The sequence below is a fragment of the Grimontia celer genome, assembly GCF_900055185.1.
In the GTDB taxonomy this organism is placed as follows: domain Bacteria; phylum Pseudomonadota; class Gammaproteobacteria; order Enterobacterales; family Vibrionaceae; genus Enterovibrio; species Enterovibrio celer.
In genome coordinates this window covers 2,267,744-2,287,465 of sequence record NZ_FIZX01000001.1, presented here as the reverse complement: position 1 = coordinate 2,287,465, position 19,722 = coordinate 2,267,744, and the positions used below count along the sequence as shown (strand labels likewise).

General features: G+C 48.5%; 16 protein-coding genes. 3 read left to right on the top strand and 13 right to left on the bottom strand.

The annotated features are described in order from the left end of the window. Positions 1-151: 151 nt before the first annotated feature. The gene (locus tag GCE9029_RS10065; protein ID WP_062663038.1) at positions 152-1,048 is read left to right on the top strand and encodes a Dyp-type peroxidase; all 897 of its coding nucleotides are present in this window, start codon (positions 152-154) and stop codon (positions 1,046-1,048) included. 296 nt (positions 1,049-1,344) lie between these two features. Then, entirely contained in the window at positions 1,345-3,786 is a 2,442-nt protein-coding gene (locus tag GCE9029_RS10060; RefSeq protein WP_062663037.1) for a beta-mannosidase, read from the top strand. A gap of 84 nt (positions 3,787-3,870) precedes the next feature. On the opposite strand, the gene crr is transcribed toward GCE9029_RS10060, so the two are convergent. The 5 genes from crr to cysZ all read right to left on the bottom strand — a co-directional run bounded on the left by crr (position 3,871) and on the right by cysZ (position 8,720). Then, on the bottom strand, positions 3,871-4,380 hold the full coding sequence (crr, locus tag GCE9029_RS10055; protein ID WP_002537936.1) for a PTS glucose transporter subunit IIA: 510 nt from the start codon (positions 4,378-4,380) through the stop codon (positions 3,871-3,873). Positions 4,381-4,422: 42 nt separating this feature from the next. After that, positions 4,423-6,150, bottom strand: a complete 1,728-nt coding sequence (gene ptsI / locus GCE9029_RS10050) for a phosphoenolpyruvate-protein phosphotransferase PtsI (RefSeq protein WP_062663036.1) — start codon at positions 6,148-6,150, stop codon at positions 4,423-4,425. A gap of 55 nt (positions 6,151-6,205) precedes the next feature. Beyond that, entirely contained in the window at positions 6,206-6,463 is a 258-nt protein-coding gene (locus GCE9029_RS10045) for an HPr family phosphocarrier protein (RefSeq protein WP_002537934.1), read from the bottom strand. Positions 6,464-6,780: 317 nt separating this feature from the next. Beyond that, positions 6,781-7,749, bottom strand: coding sequence for a cysteine synthase A (cysK, locus tag GCE9029_RS10040; protein WP_002537933.1), 969 nt, complete (start codon positions 7,747-7,749; stop codon positions 6,781-6,783). A gap of 209 nt (positions 7,750-7,958) precedes the next feature. Further along, entirely contained in the window at positions 7,959-8,720 is a 762-nt protein-coding gene (gene cysZ, locus GCE9029_RS10035) for a sulfate transporter CysZ (RefSeq protein ID WP_062663035.1), read from the bottom strand. A gap of 493 nt (positions 8,721-9,213) precedes the next feature. Here cysZ and zipA point away from each other — a divergent pair, with 493 nt between their 5' ends. Continuing rightward, the gene (zipA, locus tag GCE9029_RS10030) at positions 9,214-10,182 is read left to right on the top strand and encodes a cell division protein ZipA (protein ID WP_062663034.1); all 969 of its coding nucleotides are present in this window, start codon (positions 9,214-9,216) and stop codon (positions 10,180-10,182) included. A gap of 72 nt (positions 10,183-10,254) precedes the next feature. Here zipA and GCE9029_RS10025 read toward each other — a convergent pair whose 3' ends face one another. The 8 genes from GCE9029_RS10025 to GCE9029_RS09990 all read right to left on the bottom strand — a co-directional run bounded on the left by GCE9029_RS10025 (position 10,255) and on the right by GCE9029_RS09990 (position 19,630). Then, on the bottom strand, positions 10,255-11,817 hold the full coding sequence (locus GCE9029_RS10025) for a lytic polysaccharide monooxygenase (protein ID WP_062663033.1): 1,563 nt from the start codon (positions 11,815-11,817) through the stop codon (positions 10,255-10,257). Between the two features lie 225 nt (positions 11,818-12,042). Further along, complete coding sequence (locus GCE9029_RS10020; protein WP_062663032.1) at positions 12,043-12,780, bottom strand: DsbA family protein; 738 nt, start codon at positions 12,778-12,780, stop codon at positions 12,043-12,045. A gap of 23 nt (positions 12,781-12,803) precedes the next feature. Further along, entirely contained in the window at positions 12,804-13,325 is a 522-nt protein-coding gene (locus GCE9029_RS10015; protein ID WP_062663031.1) for a protein disulfide oxidoreductase, read from the bottom strand. Positions 13,326-13,329: 4 nt separating this feature from the next. Next, positions 13,330-15,435, bottom strand: a complete 2,106-nt coding sequence (locus GCE9029_RS10010; RefSeq protein WP_062663030.1) for a protein-disulfide reductase DsbD family protein — start codon at positions 15,433-15,435, stop codon at positions 13,330-13,332. A 48-nt stretch (positions 15,436-15,483) separates the two neighbouring features. Further along, positions 15,484-15,852, bottom strand: coding sequence for a hypothetical protein (locus tag GCE9029_RS10005; protein WP_062663029.1), 369 nt, complete (start codon positions 15,850-15,852; stop codon positions 15,484-15,486). Between the two features lie 448 nt (positions 15,853-16,300). Then, entirely contained in the window at positions 16,301-17,197 is an 897-nt protein-coding gene (secF, locus tag GCE9029_RS10000) for a protein translocase subunit SecF (protein ID WP_002537927.1), read from the bottom strand. Between the two features lie 2 nt (positions 17,198-17,199). After that, on the bottom strand, positions 17,200-19,026 hold the full coding sequence (secD, locus tag GCE9029_RS09995; RefSeq protein ID WP_082804310.1) for a protein translocase subunit SecD: 1,827 nt from the start codon (positions 19,024-19,026) through the stop codon (positions 17,200-17,202). Positions 19,027-19,132: 106 nt separating this feature from the next. After that, entirely contained in the window at positions 19,133-19,630 is a 498-nt protein-coding gene (locus tag GCE9029_RS09990; RefSeq protein ID WP_231870066.1) for a hypothetical protein, read from the bottom strand. Positions 19,631-19,722: the final 92 nt, after the last annotated feature.

Sequence of the window (19,722 nt, the reverse complement as noted above, 5' to 3'; positions counted from 1 at the left end):
GATCTGAGACAAAGTCTCGGCGCTTCACAGGTAATATGCTAGTTTTCTTAAAACACTAAAAATTAAAGACCTAATCGACCTTAAAATACTGGCTGCTTTCCGTGTTTTGAGGTTGTTTGGGTTGTCTAGCTGTATTATCTGGAGGTTCTACATGGCGGTCTCTCAACCGGCAATCGTTGCGGATGCAGGCCCTTTCGCACTTTACACAGTCCTGAAAGTCAAAGGTTCTGCTTCTGCCGTTCTTGCGCAATGTCGCGCACTCCACTCTCTGGTTGGTGACATTAATGCTCAGCAGCCAGGTGCTGATTTAAAAGCGGCTGTCTCTTTTTCTCCGGCTTTTTGCGCCGACAATGGCGTTGTAACACCTGCTGATTTTGCGGGCTTCCGCCCTCTGGGGGAAGGTGATGCCCATGCACCAGCAACGGAGTGTGATATTTTCCTTCATGCCCACTCAACCCGTCATGATCTTAACTTCTTCTTACTAAGAAAGTTCTTGTCTCCTATAGCGTCAGAGATCGAAGTCATTGATGAAACATACGGTTATCGTTACCTAGACTCGCGTGACATGACTGGGTTTATCGACGGTACAGAAAATCCGGAAGGCGAAGAAGCGCGTCGTGATGTGGCGATCATCGCTGATGGAGAATGTGCTGGTGGCAGTGTCGTTATGATGCAGCGTTACGTGCATAAACTGGCAGCATGGGAGCCGCTGACCATCAAGCAACAAGAGAAAGTGATTGGCCGCACCAAGCCAGATTCGATTGAACTTGAAGATGTACCGCCAACTTCTCACGTTGGCCGTGTCGATATCAAAGAAGATGGCAAAGGTCTGAAAATGGTTCGCCACAGTCTGCCATATGGCTCTGTTTCCGGTGAGCACGGTCTGCTGTTCCTAGCTTATTGTCACACTCAACATGTACACAAGACCATGCTGGAAAGCATGTTCGGTGAGCGCGATGGTAAAACAGACATGCTGCTTCGCTTTACCACACCAGTAACAGGCGCTTACTTCTATGCACCTTCAATGGATGTGCTAGAAAGCATCTGATTTATCAATGCTTTGAATTTTATTGATAACATTAAAAGCGCCGTTAGTCGGTGCTTTTTTTATGTGAATTTGTGAGCGCGGTTAAAAGGGCTTTTCCGGTTTTTTGAGCCAGATTTTGGAAATGACAATTGGCGGGCATATACGTCCTTATTCTACTCGACGGCTTTTCATATCTGTGGTGTTCTCAGCCCAGTTTTTATGTTTTGAGAGTCGTTGAATGGGCGTGGCAACAAGGACGCTTTGCAGTATCAAGGAATTAGCGGTTCGCGGCATCTCGTACTATCCGGAGAAATTGCGTGACCCAATTAATACTCGACGGTGAATGGACACTGACATCATTAGCTGATGACAGCATTGTCGCACCGATCCAAATCCCTGGTGATGTTCACAGTGCCTTGTTGGCAGCTGATAAAATCCCTGACCCTTACTACGGTTGCAATGAAACTGACGTTCAATGGGTCAGTGAGCATGATTGGCTCCTGACGAAATCGTTCGAGGCAGATTCATCAACGCTGGAAGCACCTCGTGTTGACCTAATGCTGAGTATGGTCGATACCGTGGCATCTATAGCGGTGAATGGCGAGGTTGTCTTGCTGTGCGCCAATATGTTCCGAGAATATCGAGTTGATGTGCGTCCTTACCTCAAGCAAGGTGAGAACATACTCACTGTCACCTTGAAGCGTGCCGATATTGAGGCGAAAGCACGTGCTGAACGTTTGCCATTTCCTGTGCCTTGGGCGGTGGGTAATAATCAAATTCCTCACATGAACACCCTTCGCAAAACCCAATGCCACGCTGGCTGGGACTGGGGTATTTGCCTGCTTGCCAGCGGTATTTATGACAGCGTGAAGTTACAGCCAATTCACAATGTGGCGCTCAAAGGTGTTCGCACTGCCCAGCAATGGCAAAGTAATGGCCAATGCGACCTTACCCTTTCTATCGATGCAGAAGTCGTTGGTACTGATTCTGCGGCGATTGAATGCGTGCTTACATCTCCTTGTGGTGAGTCACAAAGCACTATCATTGCAGCAGATGTTGAGCCTTTGACTTGTGGCTTCACGATAACTCACCCAGAGCGTTGGTGGCCAACAGGGTACGGTAGTCAACCGCTTTACTCACTGACTGTATCGGTTGATGGTCAACGGGTCACCAAACGCATTGGTCTTCGAGAGCTCCATCTGGATACCACGCCAGACGAAGCTGGGTCGGCACTGACTTTTGTGATGAATGGTAAAGCGATCATGTCCAAAGGGGCTAATTGGATTCCATTGGATGCCATGCCGGGATTGCAAACACCAGAACGCTATCGTCAGCTTTTAGAAGATGCAAAAGCGGCGAACATGAATATGATTCGTGTCTGGGGCGGTGGTATGTATGAGCGTGACTGCTTCTACGAGTTGTGCGATGAGCTGGGTCTGATGGTGTGGCAAGATCTCATGTTTGCCTGCGCGCTTTATCCTTCAACACCAGAATTTCTGAAAGATGTAGAGCTGGAAGTGGCGTATCAGGTGCGTCGTCTCAGCGATCATGCCTCTATTGCCCTGTGGTGCGGTGATAACGAAGTTATTGGTGCGATCGGTTGGTATCCAGAGTCGCGCACCAACCGCGAAAAGTACGTGGTGAATTATGATCGCCTTAACCGGGTGCTGCAGGAAGTGGTTGAGCGTGAGGACCCTTACCGCCGCTTCTGGGCGAGTTCGCCTTGTAATGGTGAGTTGGACTTTGGCGATGCCTGGCATGATGACAACAAGGGTGACATGCACTTCTGGGATGTGTGGCACTCAGGTAAGTCCTTTGATGCCTACCACACAGTAAAGCCGCGTTTTTGTAGTGAGTTTGGTTATCAGTCCTGGCCGTCTCTTCCAACAGTGAAAACTTTCGCTTCAGAAGCCGACTGGAACGTCACATCACCGACCTTTGAGCAACACCAGAAAAATGGACGTGGCAACAGCATCATGACGGAGATGTTCACCCGCTACTTCCGCTTTCCGAAAGATTTCGCACAGATGTTATATCTGAGCCAGGTTCAGCAGGCACTGGCAATTAAGACAGCGAGTGAATACTGGCGCGCCAACAAACCACTGTGCCGAGGGATTCTCTACTGGCAACTGAATGACTGTTGGCCAGTGAGCTCGTGGTCAAGCATTGAGTACACGGGGCGCTGGAAGCAACTCCACTATCATGCCAAGCGCTTCTTTGATGCTCAGGCGGCGGTATTCGTGGAAGAGCAAGATGCGTTGGCACTTCGTCTGATCAATGATGAGCACCGGAATGTACATGTTAGAGGGCAGGTGACTTGGTATGACTGGCAAGGCGAAGTGATTGATACCTGGCCGTTTGAAACCAAGTTGGGCGAAGATGACAACCAAATGGTTTGGCAATGCGATAGAGAAGTGATTGATGAGCGTAAACATCAGGGTTTCTTCCATGTGGTCATGGAATGCGAAGGCAAGGAGATCACCAACACCTGGTTTGATGATGTTTATAAGCGCTTGCCACTACCTAAGGCCTCAGTGGACGTTGAAATCATAGAAGGGATGGATGGCTTGCAGCTGGTATTGACGTCAGATTTGCCAGCGTTCTTTGTTCATCTTGAGTTTGAAGGCGAGGGACGCTTCAGTGACAGTAGCTTCACGTTGATGCCATGTTCTCCGGTAACAGTCAACTTTGAAGGCTCTGCAGATGCGGAGACATTGAAAGCAGGGCTGCGTCTTTACCAACTGTCAGAAACGTTTTAAACAAAAAGGGAAGTGTTCACCTCCCTTTCTAACCGACACAAAAAAAGCGCAGCCGAAGCTGCGCTTTTTCTTGCGTATCAAGAATTACTTCTTGATACGCAGTACTGGAGTTTCACCAACAGAAACGGCACCAGACAGCTTGTTCAGCTCTTTGATTTCGTCCATGTTAGAGATAACAACAGGAGTCAGGGTAGACTTCGCTTTCTCTTCCAGCATAGCCAGATCGAATTCGATGATTGGGTCGCCAACTTTAACAGTCTGACCTTCTTCAGCGATACGCTTGAAGCCTTCACCTTTCAGTTCAACGGTATCAATACCGAAGTGAACGAACAGCTCGATGCCGTCTTCAGATTCGATAGAGAACGCGTGGTTAGTTTCGAAAATCTTACCAATGGTACCGTTTACTGGTGCAACCATTTTGTCGCCAGCTGGTTTGATCGCGATGCCGTCACCAACGATTTTCTCAGCGAAAACAACGTCTGGCACGTCTTCGATGTTTACGATTTCACCAGACAGTGGTGCGATGATTTCGATCGCGCCAGCGTCGTTGCTGTCGTCAGAAACCAGCTTCTTCAGTTTGTCAAACAGACCCATAGTGTTTGCTCCTAAGCGTTATCAATTCTTTGCTGCTGTATCTTAGCAGACAGTTTTCTCTGCAATGAATTTTTCTACATGCTCAGCAATTTCTGCTGCAGTAGGCATTGCCAGTGCTTCTTCCGCCATTGCTTTAACATCAGCAAAGTTAGCATTACGAATGATCTTCTTGATGCGTGGGATAGAGATACCACTCATGCTGAACTCGTCCAGACCCATGCCCATCAGAAGCAGCGTTGCACGCTCGTCGCCAGCCAACTCACCACACATGCCGGTCCACTTGCCTTCTTTGTGAGAAGCGTCGATAACCTGCTTGATTACGGTCAGTACTGCTGGAGACAGTGGGTTGTACAGGTGAGAGATCAGCTCATTACCACGGTCAACCGCAAGAGTATACTGGGTTAAGTCGTTTGTACCAATGCTAAAGAACTCAACTTCTTTTGCAAGGTGGTGAGCGATTGCAGCAGCAGCAGGGGTTTCAACCATCACACCGATCTCGATGTTCTCGTCGAATGCCAGACCTTCGGCGCGCAGTTCCGCTTTGTACTCTTCAATTGCTTTTTTCAGCTCACGGATTTCTTCAACAGAGATGATCATAGGGAACATCACGCGAAGTTTACCGTGTGCAGACGCACGCAGGATTGCACGCAGCTGGTCGCGAAGGATTTCACGACGGTCCAGACTGATGCGAACTGCACGCCAACCCAGGAACGGGTTCATTTCTTTTGGCAGGTCCATGTATGGCAGATCTTTGTCACCACCGATATCCATGGTACGGATGATCACTGGGTGGCCATGCATTGCTTCTGCAACTTCTTTGTACGCTTTGTACTGAACTTCTTCAGTTGGCAGCGCATCGCGGTCCATGAACAGGAATTCTGTACGGTACAGGCCTACACCTTCACCGCCATTGCGGTTAACGCCGTCACAGTCTTTCACTGTACCGATGTTGCCGCATACTTCCACTTGGTGGCCATCCAGAGTAACAGCAGGCAGGTCTTTCAGTTTTGCCAGCTCTTCTTTCTCTGCGATGAACTCGTCACGGATAGCTTTGAATTTGGTCAATTCTTCTTCGCTTGGGTTGATAACAATCGTATTGTTGATTGCATCAAGAACCAGCATATCGCCGTTGTTCACACGCTTGGTGATGTCGTTGGTACCAACGATCGCAGGCAGTTCCAGAGAACGCGCCATGATAGAGGTGTGAGACGTACGGCCACCGATGTCGGTGATGAAACCCAGCACGTAGTCTAGGTTGATTTGTGCAGTTTCAGAAGGAGTCAGGTCGTTAGCGACCAGAATCACTTCTTCATTGATTGCGCTCAGGGACACGATGTTGATACCCAGTGCGTTCTTAACAAAACGTGAGCCGATGTCACGAATGTCAGTTGCACGCTCTTTCAGGTACTCGTCGTCCAGAGATTCGAGGGTGACTGCTTGCTCTTCGATAACGCTGTAAATCGCGTATTCAGCAGAAGCATTGTTGTCCTTAATGAAAGCTATGATTTCTTCTTCTAGCTCTTCATCTTCAAGCAGCATGATGTGACCTTCAAAGATCGCTTCTTTCTCTTCACCGAAAGTTTCGCGCGCCTTGTCTTTAATCACTTCAAGTTGCTGTTTAGATTTTTCGCGTGCGTCGTAAAGACGAGCGATTTCTGCGTCTAGCTGGTCAGCTGGAACTGGATTTTTGTTGATGACGATGTCGTCTTCTTGGAGTAGCAGCGCTTTACCAAAAGCAATACCAGGAGATGCCAGGATACCTGAAATCATAGCCTTACCCTACATTGATCAAATTGAAATACTAATGGATAGAAAAAGAGCTGGATTATTCCAGCTCGTCCATCAGCTTAACCAGGTGATCAACTGCTTCTTGAGCTTGTGCACCGTCTGCTTTGATAGTAACAACAGTACCCTTGGTCAGACCCAGAGTTTGCAGCTTGAACAGGCTGGTTGCGCTTGCTTCTTTACCGCCAGATTCTACAGTGATTTTTGCATCGAAGCCTTTCGCTTCTTTAACAAACTGAGCCGCAGGACGAGTGTGCAGACCGTTTTCAGCAGTGATTTCTACTTGCTTTTGATACATGTTTTACCCCGATACATTATTTATTTAGGTTTATGTATTAAATCTTCGGTTAGCTTAAACTGATTGACCAGTTTTGGCTATCGATGGACGGTAAACTAACCAAGATTTGAGTGCCCTAGCTTAATCCAAGTCAAACTTTTGTGACATTTTCGCTCAAAACAACACCTGACTCACAGTCGAGGCGGATATTAATTTCGAGGCCGAAAATAAAAGGCGGGGATTTTTTACTAGAGCAGGCTGAAAAAATCAAACAAAAAAGCCCCAACGGGGCTTTTTTGTTGCCAATCATGCGATTGGATTTGGAAGCGCGAGGCCTGTTATTGCTGGTTTTCAAGCTCTGTGAAGATGCCAGCGAACAGTGCAGAACTCAGGTAACGCTCACCAGAACTTGGGAGAATCGTTACGATGTTTTTGCCTGCGAACTCAGGCAATTCTGCAATTTTGTTGGCAGCAACGACAGCAGCACCTGAAGAAATACCTGCAAGGATACCTTCTTCTTCCATCAGACGGCGTGCCATTGCAATCGCTTCGTCAGAGGTAACCAGTACAGTTTTGTCAACCAGAGACAAATCCAGATTGCCAGGTACGAAGCCTGCACCGATACCTTGGATTTTGTGAGGTGCTGGTTGAACGTCATCGCCATTCACAGTTTGAGTGATAACTGGAGATTCAGCTGGCTCTACTGCAACAGTGGTGATTGCTTTGCCCTTGGTGTTTTTGATGTAGCGGCTAACACCAGTCAGCGTACCACCCGTACCTACGCCAGATACGAATACGTCGATTTCGCCTTCAGTATCTTCCCAAATCTCAGGACCTGTGGTCTTCTCGTGGATCTCTGGGTTAGCAGGGTTATTGAACTGTTGCAGCATCAGGAATTTCGCTGGGTCAGCAGCAACAATTTCTTCTGCTTTAGCAATCGCCCCTTTCATGCCTTTCGCTGCTTCGGTCAGAACCAAGTTTGCACCCAGTGCTTTCAGCAGCTTACGACGCTCAAGGCTCATTGACTCAGGCATGGTCAGAGTCAGTTTGTAACCACGGGCTGCAGCAACATAAGCCAGCGCGATACCTGTGTTACCACTGGTTGGTTCAACCAGCTCAACACCAGGCTTCAGTTTGCCGCTTTTCTCTGCATCCCAAATCATGTTTGCACCGATACGGCATTTAACGCTAAAGCTAGGGTTGCGAGCTTCAATTTTTACCAGCACTTTGCCGTTTGATACACGGTTTAGACGTACAAGCGGCGTGTTGCCGATAGTGGTTGAATTATCTTCGTAAATTTTACCCATCTTCTTCGTTCCTTCGGTTTGCAGGGGATATACGAGATTTAGAATATCCTGATTTGGCTGAAAGCAAAGTAATCGTTAGTTATATCTTATTGTTATCAGCATGGTTTCAGATGCGGGTAACACTAAATAGTGTATTTAGAAGCAGAAAACACCTTTGCTCTGTAGAGCAAAGGTGTTTTTCCGAAGCATTGAGACGAAGTTGGGAGTAATTAATAGCGGGCAAGATTGCCGCGATATTTATCTACCCACATCGCCGTTGCACCGCAGACGGCGGCCGGCATAACAAAAAGGTTGAGAATCGGTGTCATGGTGAAAAACATCACCAAAGCGCCAAAACTCATGGTAGAGCCTTTGTTATCACGAAGTGTTGCTTTCATGTTGGGGAAAGAGACGCGGTGGTTATCAAACGGGTAATCACAGTATTGAATCCCCATCATCCAGGCGCTGAACAAAAACCACAGCACCGGGCCGAGCGTTTGACCAATGGCGGGAATCCACATCAGCAATAACAGACCCAGTGCTTTCGGCAAGTAGTAAGCAAGCTTCTGCCATTCGCGTTTAAACACACGCGGTAAATCTTTAATGATGCCAGCAATGCCATCGTCTGGTGGACGTTTGCCTGTCAGCTTAGCTTCCAAGTGTTCAGCCAACAGGCCGTTGAAAGGGGCCGCAATCCAGTTGGCAACGGTGCTGAAAAAGTAAGAACAAATAACTAATATTGCTATTGCCAGCAGAGGCCACAAGACATATGAGAGCCAATTCAGCATTTCAGGTAGGTAGGATAACCAGCCATTAATCCAATCACTGAGTTGAGAAAGGACAACACCAATTAGGGTGCCCATCAAAAGCAGGTTTACGACCAACGGAATAATGACAAAGCGACGGATCCCGGGCGTAAACATGAGGGAAAATCCGCGAAGAAAATAGCTCGCACCAGATACCGGCTGCTTAGCCATTTGAGTTGGGTTCATAGAATCTCCTTTCCGTGCCTATCCCAAAGGCAAAAATTGAATATTTTTATTGCTAAAGCAGGAACTAAGCCAACTTTGACTTCATCTTACAGGTGACGGCGCATCGAGAAGAAACCTTGGGTTTTCGGGGTTTAAAACGCAATATTGATATTCCAGCTGGCGATGCAACACCGCTATCGATGCCTCGTTGAAGAGGGAATGTTAACGTCTAAGACCAGATAATGGCAATTTACGCCACTGGTGAATTATTGAACTCAGCCATTGTCAAACAGCTCAGTGGAACCTGTTTAATATGCGCATTGTGCGTGTTTTCGCTGTCATAACAGTGACTTTTTCAGTGTTCTCGCGGTATGGACGTTAACTTTCATACGCTTTTTGGTACAGTAGTCAGCAATTTGTATGTGCGACATTGCCAAAGGTTGTACCAAGGTGTTTAGATAGGTCACAACCGCTTGCGGACTCTCGTCGTTAATTGGATAAATGCTGAGATTAAATGATGCAGGAATTGCGCCTTGTTTTAATCATTTTGGGTGCGGTGGCTATCGCCGCGTTGTTGCTTCATGGCTTGTGGACAAGCCGTAAGGAAAAGCCCGCGAAATTTGGTGAAAAGCCAATTGGTAAGTTAAGGGAAAAGGACGAAACTGGTTTTGATCAGGACGGTATTGGCTCAGTCCGCGTGATCAAGGCGGGTAGCAATGAAAAGCCAAAAACAGAGCGCAAAGAGCCAGGTCTCAACTTCGGTGAAAAGCCGGACGTCGATCCTTTATTTGCAGGACAGACAGAAGAAATGCCTGCAAAGGAAAAAGAAGACGATTTGCCATTACCGGTCTTTTCAGCAGCAGATTCGGAAGAGGCTGATAAGGTTGTTGATTCTCCCGTGCAATCTATTCAAACGCCTGAGGAAGAGAGCGCTTTTTCTGAGACGATTGCTGAACCAGTGATTGCACAGTCAGAGGCTATTGCGCCGTTGGCTGAAGAGAAAGAGGCGACTGATACTGTTTCAGAAGAAGCGGTAGAGGTTGAAGAGGAAGCACCGAAAGAGCCTGAGCAACAAGTGTTGATCATGAATGTGCAGGCTGCCAACAACAGTGAGTTTGATGGCGAAGAGCTGATTAACTGCCTTGAACAGCACGGTATGATTTTCGGTGAGATGGAAATTTTCCATCGTCATGCTGATTTGGCTGGTACAGGCAAAGTTTTGTTCAGCGCAGCAAACATGTTTAACCCAGGTAGCTTCCCGCTGGCAACGATTCATCAGTTCACCACACCGGGTATTACCTTGTTTATGACGTTGCCTTGTTACGGTGAAGCCGAGCAGAACTTTAAGCTCATGCTTCAAACTGCCCAACAAGTTGCTGATCAGCTTGGTGGTCTGGTGACAGACGATAACCGCAATATGATGACACCACAGCGTCTTGATGGTTACCGCGATAAAATTAAGCAGTTTCACGCACACGCCTGATTGAATCTGACAAGACAAAGAAAAACGCCCCTTCAGGGGCGTTTTTTATATCAGCTACATTGGTAGCGTGTGTTACTTCACTTCCGTCCAAGGCCCGCCATTCTTTGGTAGATCGCCTTTGGTCCACCATTTGGCTTTGTAGGTTTTCGTTTCATAAACCACAGTATCGCCGCTGCTGTAGGCAATATCTTTGCTCCAGGCTTGGTCACCAGCACCTTTGTCCGCGACCCACGCAGAAGACGTTCCCGGCTCCTCACCTTTGTTCCACCACTGTGCCGTGTACGTCACGCCAAAGTGTGTCACTTTATCGCCAGCCAGATAGGTTGAATTAGCATCCCAGTTTGTTTCACCGCCCGTACCACCGCTGCCTTTAACGTTTACACTGATCACAGCCTGAGAACTCGCTGTGCCGTCAGTGACTGTCACAGTAATCGTATCGTTGAGGTCGGTAGTGGTTGCTGGCGCAATGTAACCGATGGTTGCATCATTGCCTGTGACTGTCACAGTGCCTTGGCTGGCACTAAATGTCAGTGCATCGTTGTCAGCATCTGTTGCTGAAACAGCAATTTGAGTCGATTGACCGCTTTCTACATTCACCGTTAGTGGAACGTTGAGAACTGGCGCGTTGTTCAAGACTTCCCGTTTGATATCGAGCTGGAAGGTAGCGCTTTGGTCTTTCACGTAAACCAGATTGCCGTAAAGATCGGCGTTGTCCCAAGACACCAAACCGTCTTGTGAGAGTTTACCGAGGCGAACACCGGTCGAACCATTATTGATGATATCTGCTAACTGAGCTGCCCAAACCGCTTCGTCTTGGTTGGTCACGTCAATAGCGAGCTTTTCGAACACGGTTTCTGTCCCACTTCCATCGAAAACACGGAACCAGACGGTGTCTCCACTATTGGCGTTGTCAGTTGCTTTAACTGCTGCACCAAGGCTTTGCCATGTTGGAACAACGATGTCGCCACCAAAGCTGACGTCTGAACAGTTGTAGAAGCCTTCGCCTGCTGGGTCATCGCGCTGCCAGCGTGAATAAAGCACTGCGTTGCCAGTGCGGTCGGTTGGCAGGGTAATAGTCATTTGGTAGTACTTTTTCTCGTTGATTACCACAACGGGTACATTGCCAAACTCAGCGATCAAATCCAGATCTGACCATTTCAATGCATCAGTTGCCGAGTTGTAGGCGGCATTTGAGAGGTAGAACTTCCAGAAGCTTGGGTTGTGGGGCGTTGATGCACGGTATAGCAGAGTCAGTTTACCGTTCAAGCTTGGGTCAATCGGTGTGGCTTGCCATTCAGAAGAAGGAATGTCGATACCGGCTTTTTTCGGGTCACCCGCAGAACACAGCGCGCCATCTGGTACGCCCGCTTCTACAGCTGCTTGATTGGTGAAATCAGAAACGAGTTTGGCAAACTCCGGCTTTTGCACAAATGGATACCAGCCAGACTCTTTAAAAGCAGCGCGACAAGCGGCGTTCGGGATAGTTGAGCCATCCGTTGATTCCCAGTAGCCACCGTCACTGTCACAAATTTCCTGACGTGCAGGTGGGTAGTCCATATAGCCGTGTGCAAAGGCGAGTTGAGGTATTGTCGCCGATACCACTGCCACCAAAGGGAGTAGTCGAGTACGTAACATGTTGTTTCCTCTCAGTGTTGGTTGTTTTTGTTGCTTTTTTGTTATTACACACTGATTTGATTGAAAATTAGGCGGCGGGATTTTGTCGGTTTCTACAAATTAAAGGTGGCTCGAAAAAGGTTTTTCGATTTTTCATAGATATGAAAAATGCCCAGCTTGATCAGGAATACATATCACTAATCGAGAGCCAGGCACTTTTGTTTGAGAGGTATTTCTCAGAGGCGTTTAATTTTCCAGATGTTGGTTGATGATCGCCTGCAGTTTATCTTCAGGCAGATAGCCCGGAACGACTTGATCGCCGATGATCATAGCGGGTGTGCCGCGAAGTCCAAGCTGACTGAAAAGCTGATAGTTTTTTTCCAGCATTTCACCTGTTTGAGCATCGTTTTCTGCAAACCTATCAGTACCTGTTTCCTTCGCTACGCGTTTCACCGAGCGCAGGTCGTGTGCGCTTGGCTTCTTCAATAGCAACTGGTGAACATCCAGATAGTTGTCTCTATCGTGGTTCCAAACGTTGATCGCGAGAGTTGCCGAATTGACGTCGGGCAGTAAGCCATGCATTTCTTTCAAGGGAACCAGAATGTTGACGACTCTGACTGCCGGATTATTCTTGGCAATTTCGTGGAGCACGGGATCCAGCTTTTTACAGAAAGGACAGCTGTAATCGGTAAAATTGATGATCACCAGCTCTGCGTCTTTGCCGCCAAACTGTGGATGTGCGGGATTGTCATAGAGGTAGGCGTGGTTTTCCTTTAAAACCGCATCAAACTGCTGCTGTTGAGACAGATATGCGGACAAGCTTTGGTGAAGCCCTGGAATAAGCGCAGGGTGGTTTTCAAGCATGGTGACAATGTCGGAAAGCTTGTTTTCCTGGTCCATGGTCAGGGTGTTTTTTTCAGCGAAAGCCTGCGCAGAGAGCACTAAAAAAATCAGTGCAAGCAGGGAAGTCATTGTATTTTTCATGATGTATCCAAATCTCGAATGCGTTAGGCAAACCAAAGGCGAGCCAATAAACCGGGTGGTGTGGTGATGCCGGTGGTAATAGATGTGATTTTGCCGTCTTTAACAATCACTATGGTTGGTGTCGCGCGCACGCCCCACATACCGGACAAAGATCCTCGCTCATCATTGATGGTGGCGAATTTGAGGTCGTGATGTTGAAGGTAGGCGGAAACACGATCATTTGAGCCTGAAGTGATCGCAACAGAGACGACCTCATGATCTTCCGCTAACCAATCCACGGTTGGCGTCACAAATTTGCATGCGCCACACCATGTGGCCCAAAAGTACAAAACCACGGGCTTGTCTTCACTTAGCGCGACCAAATCTATGGTTTCACCTGAAAGATCCTGTAAGGCAGCATTTGGCAACTGCTCGTTCGGCATGTCCTGACTGCGCCAAAGATCCACAGCGAATGAAACAACGGAAAACAAGATCACCAGTGTCAGGATTTCCTTTATCCAGAATCCGGGCTGTTTCCATTTACTCTTGTCTTTTGGAGTGTCCATGGTTTCAACCTCCTTTAGCATGATTGATGGCACGAATGACATCTTCACTCGACAGCACGACAGGAAGCGGGATGCCTTCTGGTGCTGCTGGGCCATAAACAATATTAAAAGGCACACCATAGCGGCCGTATTTACGCAGATAGTCGGTCACATAACCGTTGGGAGAAGTCCAATCACCCTGGAATGTCACCATATCTTCCGCCTGAAGTCTGGAGTAGACGGGCTCTTGCAGTAAAACACCGATTTTGTTCGCTTTACAGGTGATACACCAATCTGCAGTGACATCCACAAACACGGTGTTTCCTGCATTCACTTCTTGCGCTATCCGCGATTCATCGAGCTTTTGCCACGCTAAATCAGGTGGCAGAGGCGTCACCCATTTAGAGGCTGTAAGGCTTGCAATTACCAGCGTTACAGCCGTCAGCAAAATGCCCACGCCACTGACGATTACTGCTGTTTTCTTACCGTGAACTTTGTGGGTTCTGGTGATGAAAAAGGCAATGACGATAAAGCTCAGGATGATAAGCCAAAGCAGCGATAAATGATTGGCCAGCAATGTCAGTAGCCAGACGCTGGTTGCAAGCATCATAAAGCCAAATAACCACTTCACTCGGTTCATCCATGCGCCTGGCTTTGGCAATTTCGTTGCTAGGGAAGGCATTGCGGCAACGAGCAACCAAGGCAGCGCCATACCGACAGCTAGCGCGGAGAAAATCGCAAACAGGGTTGGTGTTGATGCGGTTAGAGCAAACGCAACCGCGGTACCAAGAAACGGTGCAGAGCATGGGGTAGCAAGTAATGTAGCAAACATACCCTGGGTAAAGTGCCCTACATAGGAGTTATCGCCACGGGCTGCCAACCAGGTATTCGCCGAAGAGGGCAGCCTGATCTCGAATAATCCCAACATGTTGGCAGCAAACAGCGTCGTAATCGCCACCATCACACCGATAAACATCGGGCTTTGGAATTGAATGCCCCAACCGATCGCGTTACCAGTGAGTTTGAGGGTGAGCAGGAAGGCAGCGAGTAGCCAAAATGAAAACAAGATACCCGCAGCTGAGGCAAGAAATTGTTTCCGTATTTGTACTTTCTCCAGACCCTGAGCGGTAATCACGGTGCTCATTTTTAGGCCAAGCACCGGCAACACACAAGGCATGATATTAAGAATAAGCCCGCCTAGCAGCGCGAAGGCAATGGCAGACGCAAAGGAAAAGTCGGGTACTGACTCAACAATGGTTCCCGCCTTTGCCGAGATTTCCTGCTCAGCCAGAAAATCCTTATCAATAAAGGTGAGCTTTATCGCTTCATCTGCCAGCGCAGGTTTTCCCATCCAACTGCTGGCGGAGTAGGTAGCGGTGATGGTCTCGCCATTCACTGAAATTGTCGGCACAGAAAAAGCCACATCGGTTAGTGCGTCTGAACTGCCATCAACAATGATGTCGGGTGATTGCCAATCGACAGCTTTATTTGCGGAAACTTGCAGTTGCTGTTTTGTATCATCCCATACCGCGCTGATATTTTTCAGTTGAGGTGATGCTTTAGGGACTTGGCTAGCGGCCTGCGCATGCGTGTGCAGCAACTTTGCGTTGGGTTTTAGATTGTCTGGTGTAAATGCCAGTTCAAACTCGTAGTCGGTGAGCACACACACTGTGGTACAGGAAGAGACCGTTAACGTACCTGCAAAGTTTGCTGGTTTGTTGATGTCATCAACGTATAGCGTGATGGGAAAAATGATATCGCCTGTGTAGCCCAGCGTATCAATACCTAACAAATCGAAGCGTTGTGGAGCTGGCCATTGCCAGTCCACATCTTTGACGTTGTCTGATGCTTGCCAATTTAGACTTGGCGCAATGCCGCCTTCTCCGGGGGAGCGCCAGTAGGTTTTCCAGTCACCGGAGAGGTTAATTTCCATAAAGCCTTCAACGGCGTTGGTTGATTCATTGACATTGCCAGTCAGCGCAACGCGGGCTTTGACCGGTGGATGAGCAGGGTTTGTCAGCCATCCGGTATCCGGTGTCTGGGCGTGTGCGGGAACCATTGCCCACAGAACAAGCAACAAAATGCCAATCAGCCATTGTGCTTGTTTAAAAAATCTTGAAGTGTTTTTCATTACCATTCCTAAAATAATTCAATCGAAACTGGGTGAAAGTCGATTGGCTTATTCTCGGAATACGCAGAGTTTTAGATGTAAACGGTAGGGGGAGTGTATCGGCTCCGTTTGAGCGTCGGTTTTTATACGTATTAACGGCAGAAAGCCAACGAACAGCAAGACCCAAACAAACAGTGACAGCGTGATATCTTCCCAGCCAATTTTGGATGAGGACAAAAGTTGTTCTGTTAACTCGCAATCACCGGCAGCGGCACTGTCTTTTATCTGTGTGATTTCTTGTGAAAGCTCTGAGGCATTGAGATTTTTCTGTGGGCATACGTTAAACAACCCGGCATTTTGCGACAGGCACACGAACACGACCCACCAGATAAAGGTGAGCGCCCACTGCGCACGAAGTTTTGCCGATTTTGTCTGCATTGCCTAAAACATGTCTCCTGATTTCTGAAAGCATTCTGTTGAGCTTCAAGCTCGATTGCAAGTTGTGCTGCCATTCTTTGAGTGAGCAAACCAAATCAGAGTTCACTGGATTTTCCTAAAAAGACCTAAATCTAGGGGCTGTTGACCTTTGGTGATGATTTTTGCAGCAGTTTGTGGGGATTTTATGCAAGGCAGAAGCTTCGATGTGTAGCTAGCCTACATGAGACGCTGATAACGCAGCAGAAATTCCCCACAAACGCTGCCCGAAGGGTTCTGCTCTAAGCGTTTTATGCTTTGTTGAGGTGTATTTGCTTAGAATGACTAGGCGGCACACACCTCGCCGCGCCTAAAACGCTTATAGCGAGAACAAAACTTAACCACCAAAGATCAACAGCCCCTAGCGGCTGAAAATAAAAAGCCCGCAGAAGCGGGCTTGGAATTTAAGGCTTTATGGTGCGTCAGACACAGGTGTTGGCATGTAATGTTCAGGACGCAGATTCGTCATTTCCGGAATAATGGTCGCGACCGTCATGGTTGACCAGGTGCCGGCGACAATACCGATAAACATAGTGATGGAGAAACCATATAGCGGCTCTCCTCCCAACAGCCACAGTGATCCAACAGAAATCAGTGTGGTTCCTGAGGTGATGAGAGTGCGGGACATAGTAGAAGCAATCGCGCGGTTGTTGAGCTCTGCGATTGGCAAGGTCACGTTCGCTTTCAGCAGTTCCCTGATCCGGTCAGAGATAATGATGGAGTCATTCAGCGAGTAACCCAGCACGGCCAAGAGTGCTGCCAATACTGTCAGATTGAACTCCATCCCTGTGATAGAGAAAAAGCCCAGCAGGAGAACGACATCATGTACCAGTGCCAGGAGTGCGCCTGACGCCAAGCGCCACTCGAAGCGGAAACTCAGGTAACCCAGAATCACCAGCAGAGTAATAAGCACAGCCAATCCACCTTGCTCTGCCAGTTCCTGACCGACTTGTGGGCCGACCAGACTGACGTTAATCATCTCGACAGTTTGTGAGAAAGACTCAAGGATAGGCTTGAGCTCAGGCTGTTCACTCAATTTCTCCGGTGCGGCGTAACGAAGTACCCAATCACCAGCTTCTCCGGCTGACACCACGGTCACAGGCTGTTTGAGCGCAGCTTCCAGTTTGTCTTGAATTTGGTTGGCAGTTAGCGTTGAGTCCAATTGAACTTCACTGATCATACCGCCGGTAAAATCGAGACCGAAATTGAGGCCTTTGGTGCTCAACGTAAAAATAGAAAGCACCATGAGCACACAGGAAATCAGGCTGCCAATACGGCGAAGTTTTGTTGCGTTTTTCATCGTAATCATTGTTATACCCTCACTCCGCGACGTGAATCTCTACCCCAAACCAGATTGATCACAGCGCGTGACGCAAAGATTCCGGTAAACATACTGGTCAACAAACCTAAGCCCAATGTCAGAGCAAAGCCTTGGATAGGGCCATTACCAATGGCATACAAGGTTGCAGCTGAGATAAGTGTGGTGATGTTGGAGTCGAGGATAGTGGCAAACGCACTGCTGAAACCCAAATCAATCGATTGAGCCAGGCTTCTTCCTTCACGGACTTTTTCTTTTATTCGTTCGAAGATCAGGACATTGGTATCTACCGCCATACCGACGGTAAGCACTAGTCCAGCGATACCTGGCAGCGTGAGTACTGCGCCAGGAAGCAGGGCAATCAGACCCAGTAGCATCACCATATTGACGACAAGGGCGAGGTTTGCCACCCAGCCAAGCTTGCGGTACCACACTGCCATAAACAGAAGGGTTAAGCCCATCCCCATTGCCAGCGCAGCAAAGCCGTTTTGAATGTTCTCTGCACCTAAAGAAGGACCAATGGTGCGTTCTTCAACGATGGTTACTGGTGCAGTGAGAGAGCCTGCACGCAGCAATAGCGCTAAATCCTGTGCTTCAGGCAGGGTGCCAACGCCGGTAATGCGGAAACGGTTACCCAGTTGGGACTGAATGGTCGCCACGCTGATGATGGACGTTTCTTGCTCAGTTTTACCTTCTGCATTGCGGCTATATTCGCTGTAAGCGGTCGCCATAGGTTTGCCGATATGCTGCGCTGAGAAGTCAGACATTTTTTTACCGCCGGTCGAATCCAGCGAAATGTTCACTTCCGGCATGCCCATTTCACCCATGCTGGCGCGCGCATCGACTATGTGCTCACCTGACAGAACCGGTTTCCGGTTAACGTGCACCGGGCGACCGTTTTGCTCTGGGATTACCATGGAGCCAGGTTTGTAATCACTTACCACTTCATAGAACGCAAGACTTGCAGTTGCGCCAATCACGTTTTTGGCGGCGGCTGGGTCTTGAACGCCTGGCAGTTCGATGCGAATGCGGTGTTCGCCCTGACGTTGAACTGCTGCTTCTGTGATGCCGAGCTCCTCAATACGAGAGCGCATGGTTTGCAGGTTCTGTTGCACAGTTAGGTTAGTGAGCGTTTGCTTTTCCGCTTCTTTCAAACTCATGGTCAGGGTGTTGTCACCGCTGCCTTTTACTTCCCATTGCGGATATTGCTCGCGGAGGAATTGGCGCAGCTCGCCTTCAGAAGCACTGGATGGTGCAACGATTTTTAAGTCACCTTCACCATTAACTTGAACGCGCACACCACGGACGCGAAGCTCGCGCGCGTGCTCGCGGACCGCATCAGCGGCTTGTGTTGCATGAGCATGGAAAACTTGCTGCATGTCGACATCCAGCAGGAATTGCACACCGCCGCGAAGGTCTAGACCAAGCTTGATTGGCTTGAATCCCATCTCCAGCAGCCAAGCTGGTGCTGCTGGCACCATGGCCAGTGTCACGGTGTCATCTTCCGGCATACGTTTTGCCAAAATCTGCTTAGCCGCATTTTGTTGGGATGCATTGCCCAGCACCACGGTGGTTTTGTTGCCTTGTTGGTCAATACGCGTCACGTCGACATCTTTGTTATCCAAGATGCTTTTGATCGCGACAGCCGATGGCGTATTCCCTTTGTGGGAAATCATGATAGCCGGACTTTCGCCAAACCAAGACGGCAGGGCGCTGAACAGCATGATGATGATGGTGGTGATAAGCACCACGTACTTCCATGCAGGATAGTGATTTAACAGGGTCGTTCGACCTGTTCTTTTTTGAGTTGTTTTTTGCATAGCTCTCGCTCGTCACCGCAAAACATTTACGGCAAATACGTCAAATCTTTAGTCCACTGCGTGGACGTGTTTAGTTCGCCGATGGAAATCAGCTGGGATTTGAAGTTCAGGCTTGAGCTTGAGAAATGAATCGGTATTGCAGATTGGAATCTTTCCAGCCCGCGATACGGTGCCTGGTCGCTGGGGGAGAGCGAGTCCAGTCGTGCCAGTGGCTGAAAGTGTCGTCGTAATGATAGTAATCAAGCAAAGTGGCAACGTTTGCCAGCTCGATAACGAGTTCATATTCAGGTTCAGTGTTGGCAAGCCTTTCTGGCAGCCAGGAACCGTTTCTGAGTAAAGTGGATAAACTAGGTGTGAGCGATTTGGCTGGCGCCCGGTGCTCAGCATTTAACGAAGTGAGCGCATCTTGTGCTGACGTTTGCGCTTCATGGTGAGTGACCACCAGACAGTTTGAGTGATCGCTGTTAGTGTCGACAGAGTCTGCCGCGAATGATGGCAGCGAAAAAAAGACAAGCAGCAACGCGAGCAAAGTGCCCAAACTGCCATTGTGTCTTAATGCGTTACCCTTCATGGTGTCACTCAATGATAAATCTGACAGCATCATAATCGCATGGATGCATTATCAACAAGCGGTATTTTCGCGCCTTGTGGGAGTTCGGGTATACTGGCGCACATTCTCAATATCCAAGCCACTAA

Bases quoted from the DNA above. Each gene is read 5' to 3' on its own strand.
- GCE9029_RS10065 (WP_062663038.1), top strand. From the start codon at position 152: ATGGCGGTCTCTCAACCGGCAATCGTTGCGGATGCAGGCCCTTTCGCA.
- crr (WP_002537936.1), bottom strand. From the start codon at position 4,380: ATGGGTCTGTTTGACAAACTGAAGAAGCTGGTTTCTGACGACAGCAAC.
- ptsI (WP_062663036.1), bottom strand. From the start codon at position 6,150: ATGATTTCAGGTATCCTGGCATCTCCTGGTATTGCTTTTGGTAAAGCG.
- GCE9029_RS10045 (WP_002537934.1), bottom strand. From the start codon at position 6,463: ATGTATCAAAAGCAAGTAGAAATCACTGCTGAAAACGGTCTGCACACT.
- cysK (WP_002537933.1), bottom strand. From the start codon at position 7,749: ATGGGTAAAATTTACGAAGATAATTCAACCACTATCGGCAACACGCCG.
- cysZ (WP_062663035.1), bottom strand. From the start codon at position 8,720: ATGAACCCAACTCAAATGGCTAAGCAGCCGGTATCTGGTGCGAGCTAT.
- zipA (WP_062663034.1), top strand. From the start codon at position 9,214: ATGATGCAGGAATTGCGCCTTGTTTTAATCATTTTGGGTGCGGTGGCT.
- GCE9029_RS10025 (WP_062663033.1), bottom strand. From the start codon at position 11,817: ATGTTACGTACTCGACTACTCCCTTTGGTGGCAGTGGTATCGGCGACA.
- GCE9029_RS10020 (WP_062663032.1), bottom strand. From the start codon at position 12,780: ATGAAAAATACAATGACTTCCCTGCTTGCACTGATTTTTTTAGTGCTC.
- GCE9029_RS10015 (WP_062663031.1), bottom strand. From the start codon at position 13,325: ATGGACACTCCAAAAGACAAGAGTAAATGGAAACAGCCCGGATTCTGG.
- GCE9029_RS10010 (WP_062663030.1), bottom strand. From the start codon at position 15,435: ATGAAAAACACTTCAAGATTTTTTAAACAAGCACAATGGCTGATTGGC.
- GCE9029_RS10005 (WP_062663029.1), bottom strand. From the start codon at position 15,852: ATGCAGACAAAATCGGCAAAACTTCGTGCGCAGTGGGCGCTCACCTTT.
- secF (WP_002537927.1), bottom strand. From the start codon at position 17,197: ATGATTACGATGAAAAACGCAACAAAACTTCGCCGTATTGGCAGCCTG.
- secD (WP_082804310.1), bottom strand. From the start codon at position 19,026: ATGCAAAAAACAACTCAAAAAAGAACAGGTCGAACGACCCTGTTAAAT.
- GCE9029_RS09990 (WP_231870066.1), bottom strand. From the start codon at position 19,630: ATGATGCTGTCAGATTTATCATTGAGTGACACCATGAAGGGTAACGCA.